Origin of the sequence: Caballeronia mineralivorans PML1(12) (genome assembly GCF_001028175.1) — a bacterium.
Lineage (GTDB): Bacteria > Pseudomonadota > Gammaproteobacteria > Burkholderiales > Burkholderiaceae > Caballeronia > Caballeronia mineralivorans.
In genome coordinates this window covers 1-23,953 of record NZ_AEJF01000231.1, presented here as the reverse complement: position 1 = coordinate 23,953, position 23,953 = coordinate 1, and the positions used below count along the sequence as shown (strand labels likewise).

General features: G+C 62.5%; 25 protein-coding genes. 21 read left to right on the top strand and 4 right to left on the bottom strand.

Going from position 1 to position 23,953, the window contains the following annotated elements; genetic code table 11:
- The first annotated feature begins 18 nt into the window (after nucleotides 1-18).
- From phnC to phnE, 3 genes are all read left to right on the top strand, one after another.
- Complete coding sequence (gene phnC / locus EOS_RS38500) at nucleotides 19-912, top strand: phosphonate ABC transporter ATP-binding protein (protein WP_047897474.1); 894 nt, start codon at nucleotides 19-21, stop codon at nucleotides 910-912.
- Between the two features lie 71 nt (nucleotides 913-983).
- Entirely contained in the window at nucleotides 984-1,955 is a 972-nt protein-coding gene (gene phnD / locus EOS_RS38495) for a phosphonate ABC transporter substrate-binding protein (protein ID WP_047897473.1), read from the top strand.
- Between the two features lie 53 nt (nucleotides 1,956-2,008).
- Nucleotides 2,009-2,785 (top strand): phosphonate ABC transporter, permease protein PhnE, encoded by a 777-nt coding sequence (gene phnE / locus EOS_RS38490; RefSeq protein WP_047897501.1) that lies wholly within the window; start codon nucleotides 2,009-2,011, stop codon nucleotides 2,783-2,785.
- A gap of 44 nt (nucleotides 2,786-2,829) precedes the next feature.
- Here the strand turns inward: phnE and phnN are convergent, their stop codons facing one another.
- From phnN to phnF, 3 genes are read right to left on the bottom strand one after another with little or no spacing between them, the layout of a single operon-like run.
- Nucleotides 2,830-3,390, bottom strand: a complete 561-nt coding sequence (gene phnN / locus EOS_RS38485; RefSeq protein ID WP_047897472.1) for a phosphonate metabolism protein/1,5-bisphosphokinase (PRPP-forming) PhnN — start codon at nucleotides 3,388-3,390, stop codon at nucleotides 2,830-2,832.
- A complete protein-coding gene (locus EOS_RS38480; protein WP_047897471.1) occupies nucleotides 3,390-4,154 on the bottom strand; it encodes a DUF1045 domain-containing protein in 765 nt (254 codons plus the stop codon). The genes phnN and EOS_RS38480 overlap by 1 nt, the downstream gene beginning before the upstream one ends.
- Nucleotides 4,151-4,909, bottom strand: a complete 759-nt coding sequence (gene phnF / locus EOS_RS38475; protein WP_047897470.1) for a phosphonate metabolism transcriptional regulator PhnF — start codon at nucleotides 4,907-4,909, stop codon at nucleotides 4,151-4,153. Before phnF ends, EOS_RS38480 begins: the two co-directional genes overlap by 4 nt.
- A gap of 250 nt (nucleotides 4,910-5,159) precedes the next feature.
- Between phnF and phnG the strand changes: the two genes are divergently transcribed.
- Genes phnG through EOS_RS38440 form a run of 7 tightly spaced genes read left to right on the top strand, consistent with a single transcriptional unit; the run spans nucleotide 5,160 to nucleotide 11,037 of the window.
- Nucleotides 5,160-5,651: a phosphonate C-P lyase system protein PhnG gene (gene phnG / locus EOS_RS38470; protein WP_047897469.1), complete on the top strand. Its 492-nt coding sequence runs from the start codon at nucleotides 5,160-5,162 to the stop codon at nucleotides 5,649-5,651.
- The gene (gene phnH, locus EOS_RS38465) at nucleotides 5,651-6,307 is read left to right on the top strand and encodes a phosphonate C-P lyase system protein PhnH (protein WP_047897468.1); all 657 of its coding nucleotides are present in this window, start codon (nucleotides 5,651-5,653) and stop codon (nucleotides 6,305-6,307) included. Before phnG ends, phnH begins: the two co-directional genes overlap by 1 nt.
- Nucleotides 6,307-7,464, top strand: a complete 1,158-nt coding sequence (locus EOS_RS38460; RefSeq protein WP_047897467.1) for a carbon-phosphorus lyase complex subunit PhnI — start codon at nucleotides 6,307-6,309, stop codon at nucleotides 7,462-7,464. Before phnH ends, EOS_RS38460 begins: the two co-directional genes overlap by 1 nt.
- Nucleotides 7,461-8,330: an alpha-D-ribose 1-methylphosphonate 5-phosphate C-P-lyase PhnJ gene (locus EOS_RS38455; protein ID WP_047897466.1), complete on the top strand. Its 870-nt coding sequence runs from the start codon at nucleotides 7,461-7,463 to the stop codon at nucleotides 8,328-8,330. The genes EOS_RS38460 and EOS_RS38455 overlap by 4 nt, the downstream gene beginning before the upstream one ends.
- Nucleotides 8,327-9,115 carry a phosphonate C-P lyase system protein PhnK gene (gene phnK, locus EOS_RS38450; RefSeq protein WP_047897465.1) on the top strand — a complete coding sequence of 263 codons (789 nt, stop codon included), beginning with the start codon at nucleotides 8,327-8,329 and terminating at the stop codon, nucleotides 9,113-9,115. The genes EOS_RS38455 and phnK overlap by 4 nt, the downstream gene beginning before the upstream one ends.
- Nucleotides 9,116-9,118: 3 nt before the next feature.
- Complete coding sequence (gene phnL, locus EOS_RS38445; RefSeq protein ID WP_047897464.1) at nucleotides 9,119-9,910, top strand: phosphonate C-P lyase system protein PhnL; 792 nt, start codon at nucleotides 9,119-9,121, stop codon at nucleotides 9,908-9,910.
- On the top strand, nucleotides 9,904-11,037 hold the full coding sequence (locus tag EOS_RS38440; protein WP_047897463.1) for an alpha-D-ribose 1-methylphosphonate 5-triphosphate diphosphatase: 1,134 nt from the start codon (nucleotides 9,904-9,906) through the stop codon (nucleotides 11,035-11,037). Before phnL ends, EOS_RS38440 begins: the two co-directional genes overlap by 7 nt.
- A 162-nt stretch (nucleotides 11,038-11,199) precedes the next feature.
- On the opposite strand, the gene EOS_RS38435 is transcribed toward EOS_RS38440, so the two are convergent.
- Nucleotides 11,200-12,102 (bottom strand): LysR family transcriptional regulator, encoded by a 903-nt coding sequence (locus EOS_RS38435; protein WP_047897462.1) that lies wholly within the window; start codon nucleotides 12,100-12,102, stop codon nucleotides 11,200-11,202.
- Nucleotides 12,103-12,260: 158 nt separating this feature from the next.
- Here EOS_RS38435 and EOS_RS38430 point away from each other — a divergent pair, with 158 nt between their 5' ends.
- The 11 genes from EOS_RS38430 (at nucleotide 12,261) to EOS_RS38380 (ending at nucleotide 23,779) form a co-directional block, all read left to right on the top strand.
- Nucleotides 12,261-13,784, top strand: coding sequence for an ABC transporter substrate-binding protein (locus tag EOS_RS38430; protein ID WP_047897461.1), 1,524 nt, complete (start codon nucleotides 12,261-12,263; stop codon nucleotides 13,782-13,784).
- Between the two features lie 74 nt (nucleotides 13,785-13,858).
- Nucleotides 13,859-14,776, top strand: a complete 918-nt coding sequence (locus EOS_RS38425) for an ABC transporter permease (RefSeq protein WP_047897460.1) — start codon at nucleotides 13,859-13,861, stop codon at nucleotides 14,774-14,776.
- Nucleotides 14,777-14,785: 9 nt separating this feature from the next.
- Nucleotides 14,786-15,694, top strand: a complete 909-nt coding sequence (locus EOS_RS38420) for an ABC transporter permease (protein WP_047897459.1) — start codon at nucleotides 14,786-14,788, stop codon at nucleotides 15,692-15,694.
- A 10-nt stretch (nucleotides 15,695-15,704) separates the two neighbouring features.
- Entirely contained in the window at nucleotides 15,705-16,694 is a 990-nt protein-coding gene (locus tag EOS_RS38415) for an ABC transporter ATP-binding protein (protein ID WP_047897458.1), read from the top strand.
- Nucleotides 16,691-17,542, top strand: a complete 852-nt coding sequence (locus tag EOS_RS38410) for an ATP-binding cassette domain-containing protein (protein WP_047897457.1) — start codon at nucleotides 16,691-16,693, stop codon at nucleotides 17,540-17,542. The genes EOS_RS38415 and EOS_RS38410 overlap by 4 nt, the downstream gene beginning before the upstream one ends.
- 45 nt (nucleotides 17,543-17,587) lie before the next feature.
- On the top strand, nucleotides 17,588-18,994 hold the full coding sequence (locus EOS_RS38405) for a M20 family metallopeptidase (protein ID WP_047897456.1): 1,407 nt from the start codon (nucleotides 17,588-17,590) through the stop codon (nucleotides 18,992-18,994).
- Between the two features lie 166 nt (nucleotides 18,995-19,160).
- Complete coding sequence (locus EOS_RS38400) at nucleotides 19,161-20,405, top strand: urea ABC transporter substrate-binding protein (protein ID WP_047897500.1); 1,245 nt, start codon at nucleotides 19,161-19,163, stop codon at nucleotides 20,403-20,405.
- 11 nt (nucleotides 20,406-20,416) lie between these two features.
- Nucleotides 20,417-21,283, top strand: a complete 867-nt coding sequence (locus EOS_RS38395; protein ID WP_047897455.1) for a branched-chain amino acid ABC transporter permease — start codon at nucleotides 20,417-20,419, stop codon at nucleotides 21,281-21,283.
- Nucleotides 21,280-22,332 carry a branched-chain amino acid ABC transporter permease gene (locus EOS_RS38390; RefSeq protein ID WP_063779134.1) on the top strand — a complete coding sequence of 351 codons (1,053 nt, stop codon included), beginning with the start codon at nucleotides 21,280-21,282 and terminating at the stop codon, nucleotides 22,330-22,332. Before EOS_RS38395 ends, EOS_RS38390 begins: the two co-directional genes overlap by 4 nt.
- Nucleotides 22,329-23,054: an ATP-binding cassette domain-containing protein gene (locus EOS_RS38385; protein ID WP_047897454.1), complete on the top strand. Its 726-nt coding sequence runs from the start codon at nucleotides 22,329-22,331 to the stop codon at nucleotides 23,052-23,054. The genes EOS_RS38390 and EOS_RS38385 overlap by 4 nt, the downstream gene beginning before the upstream one ends.
- On the top strand, nucleotides 23,051-23,779 hold the full coding sequence (locus tag EOS_RS38380) for an ABC transporter ATP-binding protein (protein WP_047897453.1): 729 nt from the start codon (nucleotides 23,051-23,053) through the stop codon (nucleotides 23,777-23,779). The genes EOS_RS38385 and EOS_RS38380 overlap by 4 nt, the downstream gene beginning before the upstream one ends.
- The last annotated feature ends 174 nt before the right edge of the window (nucleotides 23,780-23,953 follow it).

Genomic DNA, 23,953 nt, shown 5'->3' with positions numbered 1-23,953 from the left:
CTCGATCGTGAGGACACCATGGACGCAATTCGCATTGAACGTCTCTGCAAGACGTTCAATAACGGCCGAAAGGCGCTCGACTCCATCGACCTGAAAGTCGGTGAAGGAGAAATGGTGGCGCTGATCGGTGCATCGGGTTCGGGGAAGTCCACGCTTTTGCGGCACATTGCCGGCTTTACGGCATCCGACCTTGCGCCGTCGCATATCACGCTGCTCGGCCGGCCCATCCAGCAAAACGGCAAGATCGCACACGAGGTTCGTCGAATCCGCCGCGACGTTGCGTTTGTTTTTCAGCAGTTCAATCTCGTCGGGCGTCTCACTGTGCGCACCAATGTGCTGCTTGGCGCGTTGTCGCGGGTGCCGTTGTGGCGGCGTCTTATCGGCCGGTTTCCGCGTGCCGAGCATGAACTTGCGATGGTGTCGCTCTGTGCCATGGGAATTGGCGATCACGTCAACGAGCGCGCAAGCACGCTGTCCGGCGGCCAGCAACAGCGCGCAGCATTGGCGCGCGCGCTCGTGCAGCGAGCACGTATCGTCCTCGCCGACGAGCCCATCGCATCGCTCGATCCCGAGTCGTCGCGGCGTGTCATGGAGCTGCTCCAGTCGCTCAACGAGGACCATGGCTTGACTGTGGTGGTGTCCCTGCATCAGATCGATGTGGCGATGAAATATTGCGCGCGAACGGTCGCGCTGCGCGAGGGGCGCGTGGTCTACGACGGACCGTCCGCCCAACTCACGCCATCTCTTCTGCGTGACCTTTATGGCGCCGCGGCCGAAGAGCTGCTGACGGACGCAGAGAGCGCCCAGCGCGACGTGGCGAAGCAAGCCGAGCGCGTCGCAGACAGGGCGGCGGTACGCCCCGAAGGCGCCTCGGCACGGTCTGCCGCGTTCGCGTCAGCCGCCAGTTCCTGAAGTCACGGGTCCGGCGCCTTCATTCTATTTTTGATCACCCTTTTTGATCACCCCAAACCTGGACTTATTCGATGAAATCAGCCCGTCTTCTTCTGGCCGGTGCGGCCCTTGCTGCCTGCTTCGTCACGCAGGTAGTGCGCGCCGAAACGCTTAACTTCGGCATCATCTCGACCGACAACTCGTCCGCGCTCAAGCAGCGCTGGCAGCCGCTGATCGACGACCTGAACAAGCAGACCGGCCTCGACGTCAAGCCGTTCTTCGCGACCGACTATGCCGGCATTATCGAAGGCATGCGTTTTAACAAGGTGCAGATCGGCTATTTCGGCAATGCCTCCGCCATCGAAGCGGTCGACCGCGGCAATGGCGAAGTGTTCGCGAAGGTGAAGTACAAGAGCGGTGAAGCGGGCTATTACTCGCTGCTGATCACGAACGTGAACAGCAAGTGGAAGACTGTCGATCAGGTGCTGAAAAACACCCACGATATCAACCTCGGTTTCGGCGATCCGAACTCGACCTCGGGCACACTGGTGCCGTCGTACTACCTGTTTGCTAAGAACGGCATCTCGGTGCGCAGCGACTTCAAGAGCGTATTGCCGTCGAGCCATGAAGCGAACATGCTGGCTGTCGTGAACAACCGTGTCGACGTGGCGACCAATAACACCGACATGGTGGAGACGTTGCGCCAGACGCATCCCGAGTTGCTTGAGAAAGTGCGCGTGTTGTGGAAGTCGCCGCTGATTCCGTCGGACCCGATGGTATGGCGTCGCGACCTGCCGCAGGCGACGAAGGACAAGCTGCGCAACTTCTTCGATCACTACGCGCAGAGCGATCCGCGCGAGCAGGCGATCATGGCGGGGATCACGGGCATGTCGGGCTTTGAGGATTCCTCCGATGCGCAACTCGTGCCGATCCGTCAAATGGCCTTGTTCCAGAAGAAGCAGCAAGTCCAGAACGATGAGCATATGTCCGACGAGGATAAGAAAGTGCAACTCGCCGCACTCGATCAGAAACTGTCGCAACTGAACAAGGTCGCGGCGAAGTGAAGCATCCTGTCGACGCTTATCCCCTCGACGGTCCAAAGACGCGTCCGCTGCCTATGAGACCCGAGCTGCACGAGCCCAAGCGAAGCTGGTTGTCGGTGTTCGGCTGGGTTGCGGTGGTGGCCGTGCTTGGGCTGTCGTGGCGCAGCGCCGACATGCGTCCACTCGATCTCTTCGCCGATCCCGGCAACATGGTGCAGTTCGGCAAGGACTTCTTCCCGCCGGATTTCTCCGACTGGCGCACATACGTCCACGAGATGATCGTCACGCTTGCCGTGGCGGTGTGGGGCACGGCGCTCGCGCTCGTGTTCGCGGTGCCATGCGGGCTGCTGTCGGCGTATAACATCGCACCGATGTGGGTCGCGCAGCCGGTGCGGCGGGTGATGGACGCCTGCCGCGCGATCAACGAGATGGTCTTCGCGATGTTGTTCATCGTCGCGGTGGGGCTCGGGCCGTTCGCGGGCGTGCTTGCGCTTTGGGTGCATACCACGGGCGTGCTTGCCAAGCTGTTCGCCGAAGCGGTCGAGGCAATCGATCCGCGGCCTGCGGAAGGCGTGCGCGCAACGGGCGCAAGCAGTTTCGACGAAGTGCTCTACGGCGTGCTGCCGCAGGTCATGCCGCTGTGGATATCGTTCGCGTTGTACCGGTTCGAGTCGAACGTGCGCTCGGCGATGGTGGTCGGTATGGTGGGGGCGGGCGGTATCGGCGTGGTGTTGTATGAGGCGATTCGCTCGTTCAACTATGCGCAAACCTCAGCGGTGCTGCTGATGGTGATTGTAATTGTGAGCTTGATCGACCTTGGATCGGCTTGGCTTCGTGAGCGGGTGATCTGACGTTGGCAGATATCGGCCGGTTTGTCCCGGCCGATAGTATTGCTTCAGGCTAAATGCGTGGGATGATTGATCGCCGCCAGGAGCTGCTGTCCGGCATCGGCCAGCAAGCCCGAGTTATCGATGGTGATCACGTTCGCCTGCTCGGGCAGTGCCAGCGCCGGTCGCCGCGCAAGACGTGCTTCCATCTGCCGCGAATCTTCACGGCCGCGCCGCTCGAGCCGCGCCGCGAGGACCGTGGGGCTTGCATGAATGTGGACGAATTGCGTGAACGGGTAACGTTCGAGTGCAGCCGGCGCATGTTGACGCGACCCGTTCACCACGACCGGCAAGCCGCGCGTGAGCCACGCGTCTATCTCAATGCCGATGCCGTAGTGAAGCCCAAGGCTTTCCCAATGCATGGAGAAAACGCCGCTGGCCAGGCGCGCGGCAAATTCCTCGTGCGTCAGGGCGACGTGATTTTCGCCATCGGAGACGGGTCGTGTGATGTAGCGATGCGCGAACATCACCTGCGCGCCAATGCGTTCGCGAACGAAGCCCAGCAACGAGTCCTTGCCGGCGCCTGACGGCCCCATCACATAGATCAATTTACCGGTTTCCGTGCTCATTACAGGGTGAGTGTCTCAGAGAAGGCATTTGCAAAGGGCAGGCGCTGCCAGAGCGTGAATGGCGCACCGGGCTGCGGCTGCACAAAAAGCGCGGCGCCGTGGAAGGGAAGCGGTCCGAGCGCTTTAGCGCGGGCTTGCCACAGCGACACGATGGCAGTGCGAACAGACGCTGTGTCGAGCGAATCGGAGAGGGTCATGTGGAAACGAAATTCATCGAGCACATACGGGTAGCCCCATTCATGCAGCAGCGCGCGTTGACGCTTATTCAAGCCTGAAGCGAGGCGCCGCTCGGTATCTTCCGCCAAGGGACGTGCGCGCAGCGAAGCAAGCGAGTGCAGCGCGCTCGCGGCGATCCGGCGGATTGTCTCGTCGTCGTTTTCCGCGCTGGCTCGCAACGCGACGAAGCGGCCCATCTCGACGGCTGACAGGGGGACATCGATGCACTCGATGTGACTGGCCCACTCGCGAGCAACCGACAAAACCCGCTGCGGGGTCACTCCTTCGGCAGGTCGAAACGGCGCAACAAGCGTTCCATGCCAGCCATAACGACGAGGCGATCCCGTCAGAGCCGCAATGGTCTGCCCGAGCGCGGAAATACCCGGTTCTGCAGGCGCTTCGATCGAACGTCCGGTCTCGGCATCACGGCCCAGCCATTCGCAGCCCGCGTGCCACCACGCGGAAGACGCGGGCGGTGCGTAGTACAGCGCGATGCGCGCATCGGGCGTCCATTCGTTCAATACGGCATCGTTGGCTCCGCCGCTCATACACCGTCCTCGACCAGCAGTTGCACCCGGTCGGCGGCGAAGTGGGTAATGCCATATTTGATGGGCACGCCGGCTTCATCCACATCCACGCTTTCAACCCACATGACCGGTTGCGCACGATTGATCTGCAGGCGCCGCGCGACTTCCGAGCTCGGCAAGACGCAGCCGATACGGCTCCATTTACGCGTGTAATCCGTAACACCGAATTCAGCCAGCGCTGCGCTGACGCCCTGCACGCCGGCAAGCACGTCGGGCAGGGCGGTAAAGCGCATGGCGGGAAACCAGCTGCGCGCATAGGTGAGCGGCACGTCCTCGGAATCATGACGAGTCTCGATCTGATACACGAGCGTCCCAGCGCGGATCGAGAGTGCTTTCGCGGTGACCGGATCAGCCTTCACTTTTTCGCTGGAGAGGACCACCCCCACCGATGACTGGTTGTTGCGCCGCAGGTTTTCGGTGAAGCGCGTGCGGCGCCCGATCTGATAGTCGATCGCGCCGGGTTGTACGAACGTGCCGCGGCCCTGTTCGACGCTCACGAGTCCCGTGGCGGCCAGCCGCAACATGGCACGGCGCACGGTGTGCCGGTTGACGTCGAAACGCCGGGCGAGTTCGGCTTCGCTGGGCAGGCGGCCGTCGTCGCCGAAGCTGTTCGCCGTAATCTCCGCCGAAAGAATCTGTTCGATCTGACGCCATACCGCGACGCCCGCGCCGCGCTCCACGGCCAGGCCCGGCGTACCAGTTTCGTTAGATGTCATGTCGCTGTCATTCCTGTCGGTTTGAATATCGTCTTCGGCATTGTAGTGCGTGGCCGATGGCGGAAATGTGAAAGCAGGGCGCTATGAAGTTTTTTTTGTCCGGTTGCACAAACGTCTAGACGACCGGATGACTATTCTAGTAGCGTTCAGGCTGGACGGCACGACGAAATCACGGACGCGGCGCTTTTATCGTGCCCTGCGTCGTGCCCTTATCGTTCCCTTAGCGCCCTTTTATGGAAGAGGTAGGACCATGAGTACATTTGCGCAGACGTCTGCGCCGTCGGGTCTCGCGACGCGGCAGGAGTGGCTGGCGATCCTGGCGCGCACGCCGCGCGCCAGGATGAAAGAGGCCCTCGATACGGCACTGGACGGCGTTGCGCCGCCTGAGTTCGACTGGCTGCGCGCGCCCGATATCGGTCTTGCCATGGTGCGTGGGCGCGTTGGCGGCACTGGGGACGCCTTCAATCTCGGCGAAGTGACCGTGACCCGCGCGACGCTTCGGTTGCGGGTGCGCGAGGGGCGGGCCGCTGTCGGTGTCGCTGTTCACATGGGTCGGGACAAGGAGCGCGCGACACTTGCCGCGCTCGCCGATGCGCTCCTGCAGACGCCAGCCTTCGAAGCCCGGATGCACGAGCACTTGCTGGCGCCGCTCGCTGCGCGGATCACAGAAAGCCGGGCGCAGAAACAGGCTCGGGCTGCGGCCACGAAGGTGGAATTCTTTACGATGGTGAGGGGCGACTGATGTTACCTGACAAGCTTTCAACAACCCTGCACGGTTCGAACGCGGCCGGTATCGATCTCGCTACGCTTACGCCGGGTTTCAGCGACACCGTCCATGATTCCCAGGGGGTGTTTCGTGCATTGCTGGATGCGCTTTCCCGACCCGGCAAGATCGTATCGATCGATGCCGTGCTGCCCGGCTTTGAGCAGGATGGCGGCACGCACGTTCCGATGGCCGCATTCGCCGCGCTGCTCGCGCTCGCCGACTACTCGACGCCCGTGCTGTTGCAGCATGAACATCGCGGGTTGAGCGATGCGCTGCGCTTCCACACCGGTGCACCGCTGACGCTCGATCTCGCGCAAGCAGTGTTCGCCTATCTGCACGATGCGGGATCCATGCCGCCGCTCGATGCCTTCTCGCTTGGCGACCCCGAGACGCCGGAGAGCGGCGCGATGCTGTTTATCCGCGTGGATTCGCTTGAGCATGGCACGCCGATGACCTGGCGTGGACCCGGTATCCGCGACAAGCAGACCGTGCGTATCGCAAGCGTGCCGGCTTCGTTCTGGCACGAGCGCGCACTGCTGGCGAGCGAGTTTCCTTGCGGTATCGACTGTTATTTCGTGCATGGCGGATCGGTTATCGGCTTGCCGCGCACGACTCGCGTGGAGGTGGCCTGATGTACGTCGCAGTCAAAGGCGGAGAACGCGCCATAGAACGTTCATGGGACTTGCTCGCGGTCAACCGGCGGGGCGATGAAGCGTTCGCGGAACTCAGCGTCGACCAGATTCGCGAGCAACTTCGGCTTGCCGTCGCACGCGTCATGACCGAAGGTTCGGTCTACGACGAAGAGCTTGCTGCGCTGGCGATCAAGCAGGCAGCGGGCGATCTTGTGGAAGCTATTTTCCTGCTGCGGGCGTATCGCACGACGCTGCCTCGCTTCGGTTACACGATGCCGCTCGACACGCAAGCCATGCAGGTGGAGCGGCGCATTTCGGCCGCGTTCAAGGACATCCCGGGCGGACAGATGCTCGGGGGCACCTACGATTACACGCAACGTCTGCTCGACTTCAGCCTGCTCGCCGAAGGTGGGTCGCGTGCCTGCAACACTGATACCAAGAGCGCGTCTGCATCGAAGCAGGAAGCGAAGCAAGAAGCGATGCCACGCGTGCTCGCGCTGCTCGACAAGGAGGGTTTGATCGAGCAGGAAAAGATGCACGACGACGCGCCCGAACCCGGCGATCTCTCGCGTGAGCCCTTGATGTTTCCCGTCGAGCGCCCGGTCCGTCTCCAGAATCTCGCCCGCGCCGATGAGGGTTTCCTGCTTGCCGTCGGTTACGCCACGCAACGCGGTTATGCCAACAGCCATCCGTTCGCCGGCGAGATTCGCCACGGTGAAGTTGCCGTGGAACTGGAGATCGAGGAGTTGGGATTCGCGGTGGAGATCGGCGATATAGAAATCACCGAGTGCCAGATGATCAATCAGTTTGCCGGCAGCAGCAAGGTGCCGCCCACCTTCACGCAGGGTTATGGCCTCGCATTCGGCCACTCGGAACGCAAGGCCATGGCAATGGCGCTGGTCGACCGCGCACTGCGCGCGCAAGAACTCGGCGAGACGGTTGCGGCGCCTACACAAGACCCTGAGTTCGTGCTTTATCACAGCGACAACGTGGAAGCATCTGGCTTTGTGCAGCATCTGAAACTGCCGCACTACGTCGACTTCCAGTCCGAACTCGAGTTGCTGCGGCGCCTGCGTGCAGGCATGGAGAAAGAAGCGCTGCACGAGCAGCAGGTGCCGCACGTGCAGCAAGAGCCCAGTGAGGAGAACGCCGCATGAATGCGCGTATCGAAGAAAGTGCTACGGCCGAGGGGTATAACTTCGCCTACCTCGACGAACAAACCAAGCGCATGATCCGTCGCGCGCTTCTGAAAGCCGTCGCGGTGCCGGGGTATCAAGTCCCGTTTGCGTCGCGTGAAATGCCCTTGCCGTATGGCTGGGGAACGGGTGGATTGCAGGTCACGTCCGCGATCATCGGGCGCAGCGACACGCTGAAGGTGATCGACCAGGGTTCCGATGAAACCACCAACGCCGTGAATATCCGCCGCTTTTTTGCGCGCACGGCCGGCATCGCGACGACGACACGCACGGCTGAAGCGTCCATTGTCCAGACCCGTCACCGGATTCCGGAAACGCCGCTGACCGAAGCGCAGATCATCGTGTACCAGGTGCCCATGCCCGAGCCGTTGTTCCGGCTGGAACCACGCGTGACCGAGTGCCGCAAGCTTCATGCGCTGGCCGATTATGGGCTGATCAACGTAAAGTATTACGAGGACATCGTCCAGCACGGCAGCATTGCGACGACCTACGATTACCCGGTGCTCGTCAACGACCGTTACCTCACGTCGCCGTCGCCGATCCCCAAGTTCGATAACCCGAAGATGCACATGAACCCCGCGCTGCAACTTTTCGGGGCGGGCCGCGAACGCCGCATCTACGCGATTCCGCCTTACACGAAGGTGAAGAGCCTCGATTTCGAGGATCATCCGTTCAGCATCCAGCACTGGGATCACGAATGCGCGTTATGCGGCTCTCACAAGAGTTTCCTCGACGAGATGATTGTGGACGACGCGGGCGCACGCATGTTCGTGTGCTCTGACAGCGACTACTGTCAGGAGCGTCGCGCTGCTCAGGAGGGCGTATGAATCCGTCGGCACCCGCAGTCCCTTTGCTCACCGGCCGCGGACTCACGAAGCGCTACGACGGACGTGGCGGCTGCGTCGATGTGGATATCGATATCTATCCGGGCGAGGTGCTTTGCATCGTCGGCGAATCCGGCTCGGGGAAATCCACGTTGCTCAATGCGCTCGCATTGCGTACGCCTGTGAACGATGGCGCGTTGCACTATCGCACCGCGGAGCATGAGCTACTCGATCTGTTCGAGTTGCCCATGCCGCGCCGCAGGATGCTGGCACGTACCGACTGGGGTTTCGTGCATCAGAATGCGCGCGATGGTTTGCGTCACGGCGTGTCGGCCGGGGCGAACATCGGCGAGCCGTTGATGGCGAACGGTGCGCGCCATTACGGGCGGCTTCGCGAAACAGCCGCCGACTGGATGAACCAGGTCGAACTCGATGCCGCGCGTATCGACGAGCTGCCTTCCGCGTTTTCAGGCGGCATGCAGCAGCGGCTTCAGATTGCGCGCAACCTGGTGACGAAACCGCGGCTCGTGTTCATGGACGAGCCGACGGCGGGGCTGGATGTATCGGTGCAGGCGCGCTTGCTGGACCTGCTGCGCACGCTGACGGCCAAGCTTCATCTGGCTGCCCTTATTGTCACGCATGATATTGGTGTCGCGCGTTTGTTGGCGCATCGTCTGATGGTGATGAAGGACGGGCGGGTGGTGGAGAGCGGGCTGACCGACCAGGTGCTCGATGACCCGCAACATCCCTATACACAGACGCTGGTTGCGTCCGTGCTGCCAGTTTGAGGTATGACAATGAATGCCAATGCCGATCTTTCCAACGAGCTTGCGTTTGCTGAACGTGGCACGTTGATGCTGCGTGCGCGCGGCATCGAGAAAACTTTTACGCTGCACCAGCAGGGTGGCGTGCGCATTGCTGCGTTGAGTGGTGTTTCACTCGATGTCGAACGAGGCGAGTGTGTTGTGTTGTCGGGACCTTCGGGTGTCGGCAAGAGCACGTTGCTGCGTTGTATGTATGGCAACTATCTGCTCACGCGCGGCACGGTCGCTATCCGCGATGACAGGCGCACATCGCGCTATCTGTCGCTTTCGGATGCGCTGCCGCATGACGTGATCCGCTTGCGCCGCACCACCATGGGCTACGTGAGCCAGTTTCTGCGCGCTATCCCGCGCGTGTCGTCGCTTGATCTGGTCAGCGAGCCGCTGGTCTCGCGCGGCATGGACGAGGAAGAAGCGCGGACACGGGCGGGTGCGCTGCTCGAACGCCTCAACGTGGCGCGGCGCCTATGGACGCTGGCACCCGCCACGTTCTCCGGCGGCGAACAACAACGTATCAATATCGCGCGCGGGCTGATCGCCGAACAGCCGCTGCTGCTGCTCGATGAACCCACGGCTTCCCTCGATGCCGAAAACCGGCAGGTGGTGGCCGATCTCATTGTGGAAGCACGCGAGCGGGGCGCCGCGATCGTCGGTATCTTTCATGATGAAGACACGCGTGAACGTGTCGCCACGCGCCTCATCCAACTCAACGCTCCCGCCGGGCAGGCGGCAACGACTACGGAAACCTTGCAGACATGCTGATCAAAAACGCGCGCATCGTTACTCGCGATGAAGAGTTCACGGGCGTGGTACGGATAGCCGACGGCCGCATTGCGGAAGTCGCGCCCGGCACGACCTCGGTGAGCGAAGCCGAGGACTGGGGTGGCGACTACCTGTTGCCCGGACTGGTCGAGCTGCATACCGACAACATCGAAAAGCATATCGCGCCGCGTCCGGGCGTGTTGTGGAATCACGACTCAGCCATCCTTGTGCACGACGCCCAGGTGGCGACTGCAGGCATCACGACCGTCTTCGATGCACTCGGGATCGGCTCGCGCGGAGGCGTCGGCGTGCGCGGTAAGGAAATCCAGACCAACTGCGCTCGGTCGATCGAGCGGCTGGCGGGGCTTGGGCTGCTGCGCGTCGACCACTTCCTGCATCTGCGATGCGAAGTCGCGGCGGCCGACGTCATCGAAGTCTTCGACGGACTCTGCTCGCACTCGTTGCTGCGGCTGGTCTCGGTGATGGACCATACGCCTGGCCAGCGCCAATGGCACGACCCGGCCCAGTGGCGCCGGTATCAGGAGCGCCATGGCAAATGGACCGACGAACACGCGAGCACGGTGCTCAATGAACTGACTGACGACCAGCACCGATACGCGCGGGTTCATCGTAGCGAGATCGTCTCGCGTTGCAGAACTCTGGGTGTGCCACTCGCGAGTCACGACGACACGTCCATCGAGCACGTGCTGGAAGCCGTGGATGACGGTATCGTCCTCGCCGAATTTCCCACGACCCTGCCTGCCGCGCAGGCGGCCAAGGATCATGGCATTGCGACGATCATGGGTGCGCCGAACGTCGTGCGGGGTGGCTCGCACTCGGGCAATGTGTCCGCACTCGACATGGCGAAAGCGGGGCTGCTCGACATCCTGTCGTCGGACTACGTGCCGTCGAGTCTGCTGACCGCCACGTTCGAACTCGTCGATAAGGCCGGCTGGACACTGCCCCAGGCTATCCGCACGATCTCGTCGGCGCCGGCCAAGGCGGCGGGGCTCACGGATCGTGGCGCGATTGCTCCGGGGCTCAGGGCCGACTTCGTGCGCGTTGCGATGGCGGACCGCCTGCCGGTTCCGCGTGCCACGTTCCTGGAAGGCAGACGTGTCGCGTGATCGCTTGATCGCCCGAGCCGCATGAAGGACAACTCCGTGCCGCTGCCCGAATGCACCGGCACGGAGTGGTACGTGTTGCATCGGTGAGTCCGCCATGTACGGGCGTTAAGCAAAACGGAATTCCCGCTCATCTGACTAACGTCGCGTAAAGCGGAACCGGTGTTACCCCAGCCGCCCACACAAAAATTCCAGGAACAGTCGTACCACCATCGGCAACGTGCGCCCGACCAGCGTCTGCACTTCTATATGACGCGCGTCCATGCCCCGGTCGCGGATCGGGATCATCACCAGTTCACCCCGCGCCGCACGGTACCGGACCGTGACCTCGGCAGCGATCGAAATGGTGTCGGACATGATCGCGAAATTATGCAGCGCCTCGACATAGTTGCTGACGACCGCCGGTTCGAGCGTCAGCCGCTGCTGCCCCACGACAATATCAAAGAGTTGCCGGATGGTCGTGCCAGTATCGGGCAGGGCGAGCGGATATTCGCTCATTTGCGACAGCGACAAGGTCTCGAAGCGCGCGAGCGGATGGCCGCAGCGCATCACGGCCATCATCGGCGCCGCCTGCCGGGACTCGACCTTGATTTCGCTTTGCGTGGTCCGGCTGAAGGTCACGCCTATGTCCGTCTCGCCTTCGCGCACCCGCCGCGTGACTTCCGCCGGCGCACTGACGAGCATCTGGAACACGATGCCCGGATACTTCCCGCGAAAGTCGGCCATCGCCTGCGGCAGGAATTCGATGGCGAACCCTTCCGATGTAGCGACCCGCACCTGGCCGCGTCGCAAGCCATGCAGCGCGTCGATGTCCTGCACCAGGCGGTCCGCTTCCAGCGCCGTGCGGAACGCAAACGCTGCGAGCATTTCGCCGGCGGCGCTCGCGATCATCCCGCGCGGCCGCCGTTCGAACAGTGGCGTGCCGAGCGCTTGCTCGAGGCCCGCGATCTGGCGGCTGATCGCGGAACTGGCGACGTTCAGGCGCGTGGAAGCCTCGCTGATCGAACCGGTACGCACGACCTCGAGAAAATAGCGTAGCGCGGTCTCCTGCAAATGGTGATGTTTCATTCTGGTCCATTCGAGCGCATCTGCGATGCCGATTCGGCAACGGGCGATTATTGTTTCGATGATAGTCGCGACAAAATTCAGCGTTTAGTCTTGACTCAGAAAACCCGCCGAAAGTGGGCCGAGCGTTAAAGCGCAGCCCTTTCCACAGGAGTCAGACGATGAATGTTGCCGGTCGATTCAAGCTGGCGTTGCTTGCCGCTTCGCTGTTTTTTTCCAGCCAGGCCTTCGCGGGAAAGTCCAACGACACGCTGATTTATGCCTCGGACAGCGAACCGGAAAACATCTCGCCGTATCACAACAACTTGCGCGAAGGCGTGATCGTCGCGCACATGGTGTGGGACACGCTGATCTACCGCGACCCGTCGACCGGGCAATACAAACCTGAACTGGCGACTGCCTGGAAGTGGGAATCGCCGACCTCGATGCTCGTCGATCTGCGCCGCGACGTCACGTTCCAGAACGGCGACAAGTTCACCGCCGATGACGTTGTCTTCACGTTCAACTATGTTGTGTCGCCCGACTCGAAGGTCGTCACGCGACAGAACGTCGACTGGATCAAGGGCGCCGAGAAGGTCGGCGACTACCAGGTGCGCATCCTGCTGAAAGCACCGTTTCCGGCCGCGCTGGAGTATCTGTCCGGCCCGACGCCGATCTATCCGGCCGCGTACTTCAAAAAGGTCGGGCTCGAAGGGTTCAGCAAGGCGCCGGTCGGTACCGGCCCCTACAAGATCACCATCGTCACGCCGGGTGTCGGCGTGACGATGGTCAAGAACACCGGCTACTTCAAGGACAGTCCGCTCGGCACGCCGAAGATCGGCACGATCAAGTTCCTGGTGATCCCCGATCCGGAAACACGCTCGGCGCAACTGATGACCGGCGCGGTCGACTGGATCTGGCGTGTCCCCGCCGACCAGGCCGACTCCCTCAAGGCGATGCCGAACCTGAGCGTGATCGGCGGCGAAACGATGCGGGTCGGTTATCTGTCGATGGACGCCATCGGCAGCTCGACCCCGAATTCGCCGTTCAAGGACGTGCGTGTGCGCCAGGCCGTCAACTATGCGATCAATCGCGGGGCGCTGACAAAAGATCTGGTGCGCGGCGGCAGCCAGCCGGTCTACGCGCCCTGTTTCCGGACCCAGTTCGGCTGCGATAACGCGGTTGTCGTCAAGTACGACTACAACCCGGCGAAGGCGCGTGAGCTGCTCAAGGCAGCGGGCTATCCGAACGGCTTCGAGACTGATCTCTATGCGTATCGCGAGCGTGAATATGCTGAGGCGATGATCGGCGACCTGCGCAAGGTCGGGATCAATGCGCGCCTGCATTATTTGCAATACGCAGCCTTGCGCACCGCTCAGCGCTCGGGCAAGACGCCGATGACATTCCAGGCGTGGGGTTCGTTCTCGGTCAATGACGCCTCGGCCTTCGTCAGCGTGTTCTTCAAGGGCGGTCCCGACGACGGCGCCAAAGATCCGGACGTGATCAAGGTACTCGACGCCGCCGATTCGTCTAACGATGGAGCCGTGCGCAAGGCGGACTACGCGACGGCGCTCAAGCGGATCAGCGAGCAGGCTTACTGGGCGCCACTGTTTTCGTACTCGACCAATTACGCGTTCACGTCCGATCTGAATTTCAAGGCGTATCCGGACGAACTGCCGCGCTTCTATGAAGCCAGCTGGAAGTAACACGCGGCAACGGTCGCAGCGGCGGCGTCGTTTCACGCCGCCTCTGCGCCGCCTTCATCAACCAGGAAGCTCTCATGCTCGCCTACGTTCTTCGCCGTCTCGGGCTGGCGATCGCGGTTGCGCTGACCGTGTCGATCGTCAGTTTCGCGCTGCTGCATCTTTCCGGCGATCTCGCGACCTCGATCGCAGGGCCGGAAGCATCCGCCGCCCAGGTTGACGCGCTGCGGATCCAATACGGACTGAACCGGCCGATCACCTCCCAATACATCGACTGGTTGTGGCACGCGGCTCACCTCGACTTCGGGCGCTCGTTCTTCTTCCAGTCCTCGGTCATGGACCTGGTCGCCGAACGTCTGCCGATCACGCTCAAGCTCGGTGGCATTGCGCTGGCCATCGCCGTGTTCGTGGCGATTCCGCTCGGCGTGCTGGCCGCGCTGTATCGCGACTCATGGATCGACCGGCTCGCGTTGCTGATCGCCGTGATCGGGCAGGCCATGCCGAGTTTCTGGTTCGGCCTCACGCTGATCCTCGTGTTCTCGGTGGGACTGAAGTGGCTGCCGGTTGCGGGTAATTCGAGCTGGCAGAACTTCGTGCTGCCGGCTATCGCGCTCGGTTACTACGCGACCCCCGCGATGATGCGGCTCACGCGTGCCGGCATGCTCGACGTGCTCGGCGCCGATTACATCCGCACGGCGCGCGCCAAGGGCCTGAGTCCCGCTCGCGTGGTCTTCAAGCACGCGTTGCGCAACGCGTTGATTCCGGTCGTCGCGCTGGCAGCGGTCGAACTCGGATTCATGCTGGGCGGGTCGGTCGTGATCGAATCGGTGTTCTCGCTGCAAGGGCTCGGCCAGCTCGCGTGGGACGCCATCGCCCGCAACGATTTCCCGGTCGTGCAGGCCGTCGTGCTGATCATCGCGATGTTTTATATCGCGCTGACCTTCGTGGCCGATGTCGCCAACGCTGCGCTCGATCCGCGTATGCGTACCCGCTAGGAGAGCACCATGACCTCGGATACCCGCATTCTGCCCGCGCTGCGCCTCGACGCGGCTGCCATGCCGCCGTGGCGACGCATGTTGCGCCGCGTACTGGGCCAGCATGGGCTGACGCTCGGCGCGGTGCTGCTCGGCCTGATCCTGCTGGCGGCGGTCTTCGCGCCGTTGCTCGCGCCTCACGATCCCTACGGGCAGGACCTGTCGCGCCGTCTGGTGCCGCCGGTCTGGAGTGCCCGCGGCAGTTGGCAATACATTCTCGGCACCGACAAGCTCGGGCGCGACTATCTCAGCCGGCTGCTCTACGGCGCGCGGGTGTCGCTGCTGATCGGCGTGGCGGCCGCGACCATCTCCGGTTTGATCGGCACGACCCTCGGCGTGCTCGCGGGCTACTTCGGCGGCCGGGTCGACGGGCTCATCAGCTACATCATCACCACCCGTCTCGCGATGCCGGTCGTGCTCGTGGCGCTGGCAATGTCCTCGCTGATCGGCGGTTCGCTCAAGACCGTCATCCTGCTGCTTGGTCTGCTGCTGTGGGATCGCTTCGCTGTGGTCTCGCGTTCGGTCACGCAGCAGTTGCGTGACGCTGAATTTATTGCGGCGGCCAAAGCGGTCGGTGCCTCGACCTCATACATCCTGCTGCGCGAACTGCTGCCGAATATCGCGAGTGCACTGATTGTCGTGCTGACGCTCGAGATGGCTCACGCGATCCTGCTCGAAGCCACGCTGTCGTTTCTCGGGCTCGGCGTGCCGCCGCCCATGCCGTCCTGGGGGCTGATGATTTCCGAAGGCAAGGCGTACATGTTCTTCCAGCCGTGGGTCATCGTGATTCCGGGCGTCGCGCTCGCGGTGCTGGTCCTCGCGATCAACCTGGTCGGCGACGGTCTGCGCGATCTCAATGCACCCGATGGCCGGAACTAGGAATCGAACCATGAGCCTGTTACTCGAAGTCGAAAATCTCCAGGTTGAACTGCCGACGCAAAACGGTCCGTTGCGCGCCGTGCGCGGCATCGACTTTCACGTCGAGCGCGGCGAAATGCTTTGTCTGGTGGGAGAATCCGGCTGCGGCAAATCGATGACGTCGCTGGCGCTGATGGGCCTGCTGCCGCGCCGTGCGAAACGGCAGGCCACGCGCCTCAGGTTCGATGGCGTGGACCTTCAGGCGCTCGACGACCGCGGCATGGCGAAGCTGCGCGGCAACCGCATGGCGATGATTTTCCAGGAGCCGATGACGTCGCTGAACCCGTCGTACACGCTCGGTAACCAGTTGTGCGAAGCGCTGCGCCAGCATCGCAAGGTATCGGCGGCGCAGGCTCGCGAGCGCGCTGTGTATTTGCTGGAGCGGGCGGGGATCGCGAATGCGGCCGAGCGGCTGGGACAGTATCCGCATCAGTTGTCCGGCGGTTTGCGGCAACGCGTGATGATTGCAATGGCGCTGATGTGCGAGCCGGACCTGATCATCGCCGATGAACCGACGACTGCGCTCGACGTGACCATCCAGGCGCAGATCCTTCACATGTTGCGCGATCTGCAGCGCGAGTTCGGGACCGCCGTGCTGTTCATCACGCATGACCTGGGCGTGGTCGCGCGCATCGCGGACCGGGTCGCGGTGATGTATGCGGGGCACGTCGTTGAAACAGCGCCTGTCGGCGTGTTGTTCCGAAGGCCGAGCCATCCTTACACGCGCGGTTTGCTGAACAGCATTCCGGTGCGCGGACGTACTCAGCCCGGCACGCATCTGGCGGCGATTCCCGGTGTGGTGCCCTCGCTGATCGGCGATATCTCCGGCTGCGCATTTCGCAACCGATGCGAATTCGCCCACGACGCATGCGCGCAGACACCGCCGTTCGTCGACGTGGAGGGCGGACACAGTGCGCGCTGCGTGCTGGCCGAAACACTGCTCGAGGAGCCCGTCCGATGAAACCCGTCATGTCTTCCTCGTCGCCTGCCATGGCCGGCCAGGACATCGCGCTGGAACTCTGCGCGCTCAGCCGGACGTTTTCGATTGGCGGCGGATTGTTTCGGGCCGGTCGCCCGTTCCAGGCCGTCAACGAAGTCTCGTTGCGGCTTTACCGCGGCGAGACGCTCGGGCTCGTGGGAGAGTCCGGCTGCGGTAAAAGCACGCTCGCCAAGATGTTGCTAGGCTTGCTCGCGCCGAGCGCGGGCAGTGTGCTGATCGACGGCAAGCAGATCGATCCGCGTGCGTCGCTGCAGATGGCGCAGCGTATTCAGCCAATCTTTCAGGATCCCTATTCATCGCTGAATCCACGCAAGACGGTGGCGCAAATCGTCGGCTTGCCGCTGATGCTGCACAAGCGCGGAAGCCAGGCCGAACGCAACGCCGAAGTCAAACGGATGCTCGATCTCGTCGGCATGCCCGAACGCACTCACCAGCAGTATCCGAATCAATTGTCGGGCGGGCAGCGCCAGCGGGTGGCGACTGCGCGGGCGCTGATCCTGCGGCCGGGCATCCTGGTCTGCGATGAACCGACCTCGGCGCTCGATGTCTCCGTGCAAGCGCAGATTCTCAACCTGCTGCTCGATCTGAAGGCTGAGTTCGGTCTCAGTTATTTGTTCATCAGCCATGACCTTGGCGTGGTCGAGCATCTGGCCGATCGCGTCGCGGTGATGTATCGCGGCAGCATTGTCGAGCAGAAAAGCCGCGAGGCGATTTTTTCGAATCCCGAGCATCCGTACACGCAGATGCTGCTGTCCTCGGTGCTGACGCCCGAACCCGGTCTCGGCCTGCCCGAGCCGGCGCCGCTTTGATTATTTCCTGAACCTCTTCTTGACCCCAACCGGAGACACGACCCGATGAGTCGCACCCGAGCCATCGACCTGGCCACTTCCTATTTCGACGATGGTCAATTCATGCGCGTGCTGGACCAGCGCGTGGCGCAACGCACGGAGAGCCAGTCGGCCACGAGCCTGCCGGCGCTGTACGCCTACCTGACCGAGCAGATCGTGCCGGAGCTCGAAGCGCTCGGTTTTACATGGCAGATCGTCGATAACCCGTTGCCGGGCAAAAGCCCGTTCCTGATCGCCGAGCGGATTGAAGATCCGGCTGCGCCGACCGTGCTGACCTATGGTCACGGCGATGTCGTGCTGGGCTACGCGGAACAATGGCGCACCGGCTGCGAGCCGTGGAAGATCGTGGTCGAAGGCGACCGCTGGTATGGCCGCGGCACGGCCGACAACAAGGGCCAGCACACCATCAACATCGCCGCGCTCGCGCAGGTTCTGGAAGCGCGTGGCGGCACGCTCGGCTTCAACGTCAAGGTCATCCTCGAGATGGGCGAGGAGACCGGCTCGCCGGGGCTGGCCGCCGTCTGCGCGCAGCATCGCGACGCGTTGAAAGCCGATGTGTTCATCGCCTCCGACGGACCACGCGTTTCGGCTTCGCGTCCTACGCTGTTCCTCGGTTCACGCGGCAACCTTAACTTCACGATGAAACTCCAGTTGCGCGACGGCGCTCATCATTCGGGCAACTGGGGCGGCTTGTTGCGCAGTCCCGGCATTCGCCTCGCTAACGCGATAGCGTCAATGGTCGATGAGCGCGGCCGGATTCTCGTAAAGGGCCTGTTGCCCGAGTCTTTGCCGGCGAGCGTGCGCGATGCCCTGACATCGATCGAAGTCGGTGGCGGCCCGAACGATCCTGAAGTCGATCCACAATGGGGCGAGCCGGGTCTCACGCCGGTCGAGCGCCTGTTCGGGTGGAATGCACTCGAAGTGCTGGCGTTCAAGACCGGCAATCCGGACGCGCCAATCAATGCAATCCCCGGTTATGCATTTGCGGCTTGCCAGTTGCGATATGTGGTCGGCAGCGACAGCGAGAATTTCCTGCGGCATGTGCGCGAGCATCTCGACGCGCTTGGCTATAGCGATATCGATGTCACCGAGAACGGCACGCGGATGCACGCGACCCGGCTCGATCCCGATGATCCATGGGTGCGCTGGGGCATGGCATCCATCGAAGCGACGGTTGGCGAGTCGCCTGCGCTGTTGCCGAACCTGGGCGGTTCGCTGCCGAACGATGTGTTCGCGCAGACGCTCGGCTTACCCACGTTGTGGGTGCCGCACTCTTATCCGGCCTGCTCGCAACATGCCCCGGACGAGCATCTGCTGGGCAGCGTCGCACGGCAGGCGTTGCAGATCATGGCCGGCCTTTTCTGGGATCTGGCCGAGCAGGGAGCCGAGATCCGTACGCGCCGCGCCGCCTGAAGCGCTGCCTCCTTTCATCTTGCTAAAGGACCGCTTACTGCCCGATTCTTCACATTGAGAATGACTGTTTTGCCCGTTGTGTGGATTTTTGACATTTGCATTGCTTCTTTTTTGAGAACTTACACTGCAATCGGTCAAATCACACACTCGCATGCGGAGCGAATCGATGACAATGGAATCTGGATCACGTCGTAAAGCGTTGAAGTTCGGGGCAGCGGCGGCGGTGGGGGCACTGGTGGGGCCCTACGTCACCCGGAGCGCATCGGCTGCGGAGCCGATCAAGCTGGGCAGCCTGCTCGATGGCACGGGCGCGCTCGGTATCGAGGGCCGCCGCATGATCCAGGCCACCGAATTCGCGGTCGGCCAGATCAACGACCACGGTGGTTTGCTCGGACGCCCGGTCAAGCTGATCGCCTACGACACCCAGAGCAGCATCCAGCTCTATACGCAGTACGCGCAGCAACTGGTCTTCCAGGACAAGGTCGATGTCATACAGGGCGGTATTACATCGGCTTCGCGCGAAGCAATCCGGCCCATCTTCGATCGCAGCAAGACCCTGTTTTTCTACAACACGCAATACGAGGGCGGCGTGTGCGACCGCAATGTCTTTTGCACCGGCACCACGCCCGCGCAGACCGTCGATCATATTGTTGAATACGCGCTCAAGAACTGGGGCAAGAAGGTCTACATCATTGCCGCGGACTATAACTACGGCCACATCACCGCGAGCTGGATGACCAAGTTCGTCAAGGACGGCGGCGGCTCGGTCGTCAGCACCGATTTCTTCCCGCTCGACGTCACCAATTTCTCGTCCACCATCAGCCGCATCCAGGAAGCCAAGCCCGACATGGTGCTGTCCGCACTGGTGGGGGCAAATCACGTCGGTTTCTACCGGCAATGGGCGGCAGCGGGCATGAAGTCGAAGATTCCCGTGGGCGCGACCGTGTTCGGCCTCGGCGACGAATTGACCACCATGGACGCCGCCACTACCGACGGCATCATCACGTGCTTCGGCTTCTACAACAACCTTGGCACCCTCAATGCAAATGCCTTCGTCAAGGGCATGCAGGCCAAGTACGGGCCCAGCCTGACAGACCTGGGCGAACTCGATACGGCCACCTATGAAGGGATCATGTTGTGGGCCGAAGCGGTGAAGAAAGCCGGCTCGGTCGAGCAGGCCAAGGTCGTGACGGCGCTTGAGACGGGTATCTCCATCGAGGGGCCTTCAGGCACCGTGAAGATGGACCCGGCGACGCACCACACCATCCGCAACGCCTATCTGGCGCGCCCCAAGGACCGTGTATGGGAGATTCTCCAGACCTTCCCGAACCAGTTCCCGTCGGACACGGGCGGCGCCTGCGATCTCATCAAGTCGCCACGCACCAATAAGCAGTTCATGCCTCAAGTCTAAGCGGAGTCACTATGGACCTGACCGGCCTCCTGGCCTTCAATGTCCTGACCGGGATTGCCACGCTCGCCCTGATCACCATAGGGTTGGGCGTGATCTACGGCATGATGCGGATCATCAATCTCGCCCACGGCGAATTCATGATGCTCGGCGCTTATACGGCGGTGACGGCCAGCACGGCGGGCGTCAACATCTGGGTGTCGATGCTGATCCTGCCGCCGCTTGTGGTCGGCCTGATCGGACTCGTGCTCGAGCGCACCATCATCCGCTTCCTGTACGGCCGGATGATGGACACCATGCTCGCCACCTGGGGCATCAGCCTCGGGCTGATCGGCCTGATTACGTCCATCTTCGGCAACGTGGTCAAGTCGGTGCAGATGCCGGTCGGCAGTTTCGCGATCGGGCAATACCACGTGAGCGCCTATAGCCTCGTGATCATCGGCGTGGGCGTGGTGGTGCTGAGCTCGCTGCTGTTGTTGCTGCGCAAGACCCGCTTCGGGCTCGTCCTGCGCGCGACCATGCAGAACCCCGCCATGTCCGCGTCGCTGGGCGTGCGCCCCGCCGCTGTCTACATGGCGACGTTTGCTCTTGGCGCGGCGCTGGCCGGTCTCGCCGGCGGTGTTCTCGCGCCCATCTCGGGCGTGTCGCCCGGCATGGGCGGCGCTTATATCGCGAAGGCCTTTATTACGGTGCTGGGCGGCGGTCCGGCGATTATCGCGGGTACCGGGCTGGCTGCGGGCTTGTTTGGTTTCATCAACGAGATCGTGTCGTTCCTGTCCACGCCGGTTATCGGAGACATTGCGCTGCTAGCGTCCGCGATCGTGTTGATCCGTATCTTGCCGCAGGGCATTACCGGCCGTTTCCTGAGGCGCAGCTCATGAAATTGCTTCGATCAAGTGGCGGGGCGCAAACCGTTGTCATCCTGAGCATCATCGTCATGTTCGCGGTGCCGAAGGTGCTGAGCGAGTTCGGCGTGATGCAGGCCACGCTATTCGCGGCGGTCGCCATCTTTGGCCTGAGCCAGGGGTTCGTCTGGGGATATGCGGGCATCATGTCCTTCGGGCAGGCTGCGTTCCTCGGGATCGGCGCGTACACCTATGCAATCGCCGCCATCAATCTCGGCAATACGCAGATGGCTGCGCTGCTGGCCATCGTCGTGCCCATGCTGTTCGCCGCGCTGCTCGGTTACTTCATGTTCTACGGGCGCATCAGCGACGCTTATGTCGGTGTCATCACGCTGACGGTCTCGGTGATCCTGTTCGAACTAATGAACTCGACGTCAGGCAGCCAGTATCACATCGGCGACGCGGTGCTGGGCGGCTTCAACGGAATTCCCGCGATCCCGCCGTTCGCGCCCCCCGGAAAACCGGACGAGCCGCTGGACCAGATTGGCGTGTGGTACGTGGCCATGAGCACGCTGATTGTCGCGTATGGGTTTCTCAAGTGGATACTCGCGTCGCGCTTCGGCCGGGTGGTTGTTGCCATCCGCGAGAACGAGACGCGCGCCATGTTGATCGGCTACGACCCGCGGCTCTACAAGCTGCTGTCATTTGTGATCGGCGCGGGCATTGCCGGTGCGGCAGGGGCTGTGTTCGCGACCTGGGGCGGTTTCATCAGCCCGACCGTGTTCGCGCTGACCATGTCGGCCCAGGTGATCATCTCGGTCCTGATCGGTGGCCTGGGCACGTTGATCGGCCCGATTCTGGGCGCCGTCGCCATTCAGTATCTGATCAACGTGGCTGGCACGCAGCACACCGTCGATCCAAGTCTCGGCCTCGGCATTGTGCTGGTGGCGTTCGTGCTGCTTGTGCCGCAGGGCGTGGTGCCGGTGGCGCGATCCTGGATCGTTCGCCTGAGTTCGAGCGGCCGCACTCCGCGTGCCAAAACCGCGAAAACACCGAATGCCAGCGAGCAGGAGTCCCGCTCATGAACAGCACACCGCCGCTGCTCCAGGCACGCAACGTCACCATGCGCTTCGGCGGCGTGACCGCCGTACGCTCGGTCGACTTCAGCCTGGGAGAAGTCGAATTGCGCTGCCTGATCGGTCCCAACGGCGCGGGCAAAAGCACCTTCTTCAAGATGCTCACGGGCCAGTTGCGGCCAAGCGAAGGCAGCATTCATTTTCGCAACACCGATATCACCGGCAGCAATCCGCATCAGATCGCGCGTCTCGGCGTGGGCATCAAGACCCAGGTTCCGAACGTTTTCAACGGCCTGAGCGTGCGCGAGAATGTCTTTATCGGGGCGGGACGGCGCAAGTCGCTGGCGCGTGCCCAGCGGATTGTCGACGAGACGCTGACGCGCCTGCAACTCGATACGATCGCCGACCGCATTGTCGGTCAGTTGGCGCATGGTCAGCGGCAATGGGTGGAGATCGCCACGGTGCTTGCACAGGAACCCGAACTAATCCTCCTCGATGAACCCGCCGCCGGCATGAACCACGAGGAAGTGCTGCGCACCGCCGAGCTGATTCGCGAAATCAACAAGACCCAGGCGCTCGTGGTGGTTGAGCACGACATGCAATTTATCCGGATGATTGCCCGCACCGTGACGGTTTTTTCGCAGGGCGAGGTGCTCGTGGAAGGTTCCGTTGAAACGGTCCTCTCCGACCAGCGGGTCAAGGACGTCTATCTGGGCAGGAGGGCGGCATGACCGGCAACAATACGAACGGAACGCTATTTGAAGTCAGCCATCTGTGCTCCGGTTATGGCCGCATACCTATTCTCAACCAGGTCAGTTTTTCCGTGCAAGCGGGGGAGCACGTGGGCATCCTCGGTCACAACGGGATGGGCAAGACGACCTTGTTGCGGACCTTGACGGGCCATCTGCCCACTACGTCCGGCCATGTTCGCTTCGATGGCCAGGACATCACCGGTTTCTCGCCGACAGCGCGAGCGAAGGCGGGTATCGGTTATGTGCCGCAGGGCCGCGAGATTTTCCCGGCGTTGAGCGTGATGGAAAACCTGCGCGTCGGATGTCTTCTTTCGACTCGCAGCGAGGCCGAGACCATTGCAGAAATACTCGACTTATTCCCACGCCTGAAAGCGTATCTGGACCGGCCGGGCGGCGCCTTGTCGGGCGGCGAACAGCAGTTGCTCGCGCTCGCGCGCTGCCTGTGCGGTGGCCCGCGCATCGTCCTGCTCGACGAGCCGACGGAAGGCATTCAACCGTCAATCATCGATGAAATCGCGGACACCCTCAAAGGGGTGGCGCATAAACGCAGCCTAACGGTGCTGCTTGTCGAACAGAACCTGAATTTTATCGCCTCACTATCCGACCGGATCCTCATCTTGCAGAAGGGGGCCGTGACCCGCGAGATTCCACCGGAGGTCGTTCGCGATCCGGCGATGCTCGACGAATTCGCGGGCATCGCTTGAAACTGTCGTGATCAAGACCGGCCCCGTCCTTTCCACTTCGCCCGATTCGTACGCCATGAACCCGACCAGCGCAAATATCGACGTCCTTGAACTGACCGTGGCCCAGATCCAGGCCGCTTTCGACAGCGGGGCAATGACCTCGGAAGCGCTGACCAGCGCGTATCTGGAACGCAT

Bases quoted from the DNA above. Each gene is read 5' to 3' on its own strand.
- phnC (WP_047897474.1), top strand. From the start codon at position 19: ATGGACGCAATTCGCATTGAACGTCTCTGCAAGACGTTCAATAACGGC.
- phnD (WP_047897473.1), top strand. From the start codon at position 984: ATGAAATCAGCCCGTCTTCTTCTGGCCGGTGCGGCCCTTGCTGCCTGC.
- phnE (WP_047897501.1), top strand. From the start codon at position 2,009: ATGAGACCCGAGCTGCACGAGCCCAAGCGAAGCTGGTTGTCGGTGTTC.
- phnN (WP_047897472.1), bottom strand. From the start codon at position 3,390: ATGAGCACGGAAACCGGTAAATTGATCTATGTGATGGGGCCGTCAGGC.
- EOS_RS38480 (WP_047897471.1), bottom strand. From the start codon at position 4,154: ATGAGCGGCGGAGCCAACGATGCCGTATTGAACGAATGGACGCCCGAT.
- phnF (WP_047897470.1), bottom strand. From the start codon at position 4,909: ATGACATCTAACGAAACTGGTACGCCGGGCCTGGCCGTGGAGCGCGGC.
- phnG (WP_047897469.1), top strand. From the start codon at position 5,160: ATGAGTACATTTGCGCAGACGTCTGCGCCGTCGGGTCTCGCGACGCGG.
- phnH (WP_047897468.1), top strand. From the start codon at position 5,651: ATGTTACCTGACAAGCTTTCAACAACCCTGCACGGTTCGAACGCGGCC.
- EOS_RS38460 (WP_047897467.1), top strand. From the start codon at position 6,307: ATGTACGTCGCAGTCAAAGGCGGAGAACGCGCCATAGAACGTTCATGG.
- EOS_RS38455 (WP_047897466.1), top strand. From the start codon at position 7,461: ATGAATGCGCGTATCGAAGAAAGTGCTACGGCCGAGGGGTATAACTTC.
- phnK (WP_047897465.1), top strand. From the start codon at position 8,327: ATGAATCCGTCGGCACCCGCAGTCCCTTTGCTCACCGGCCGCGGACTC.
- phnL (WP_047897464.1), top strand. From the start codon at position 9,119: ATGACAATGAATGCCAATGCCGATCTTTCCAACGAGCTTGCGTTTGCT.
- EOS_RS38440 (WP_047897463.1), top strand. From the start codon at position 9,904: ATGCTGATCAAAAACGCGCGCATCGTTACTCGCGATGAAGAGTTCACG.
- EOS_RS38435 (WP_047897462.1), bottom strand. From the start codon at position 12,102: ATGAAACATCACCATTTGCAGGAGACCGCGCTACGCTATTTTCTCGAG.
- EOS_RS38430 (WP_047897461.1), top strand. From the start codon at position 12,261: ATGAATGTTGCCGGTCGATTCAAGCTGGCGTTGCTTGCCGCTTCGCTG.
- EOS_RS38425 (WP_047897460.1), top strand. From the start codon at position 13,859: ATGCTCGCCTACGTTCTTCGCCGTCTCGGGCTGGCGATCGCGGTTGCG.
- EOS_RS38420 (WP_047897459.1), top strand. From the start codon at position 14,786: ATGACCTCGGATACCCGCATTCTGCCCGCGCTGCGCCTCGACGCGGCT.
- EOS_RS38415 (WP_047897458.1), top strand. From the start codon at position 15,705: ATGAGCCTGTTACTCGAAGTCGAAAATCTCCAGGTTGAACTGCCGACG.
- EOS_RS38410 (WP_047897457.1), top strand. From the start codon at position 16,691: ATGAAACCCGTCATGTCTTCCTCGTCGCCTGCCATGGCCGGCCAGGAC.
- EOS_RS38405 (WP_047897456.1), top strand. From the start codon at position 17,588: ATGAGTCGCACCCGAGCCATCGACCTGGCCACTTCCTATTTCGACGAT.
- EOS_RS38400 (WP_047897500.1), top strand. From the start codon at position 19,161: ATGACAATGGAATCTGGATCACGTCGTAAAGCGTTGAAGTTCGGGGCA.
- EOS_RS38395 (WP_047897455.1), top strand. From the start codon at position 20,417: ATGGACCTGACCGGCCTCCTGGCCTTCAATGTCCTGACCGGGATTGCC.
- EOS_RS38390 (WP_063779134.1), top strand. From the start codon at position 21,280: ATGAAATTGCTTCGATCAAGTGGCGGGGCGCAAACCGTTGTCATCCTG.
- EOS_RS38385 (WP_047897454.1), top strand. From the start codon at position 22,329: ATGAACAGCACACCGCCGCTGCTCCAGGCACGCAACGTCACCATGCGC.
- EOS_RS38380 (WP_047897453.1), top strand. From the start codon at position 23,051: ATGACCGGCAACAATACGAACGGAACGCTATTTGAAGTCAGCCATCTG.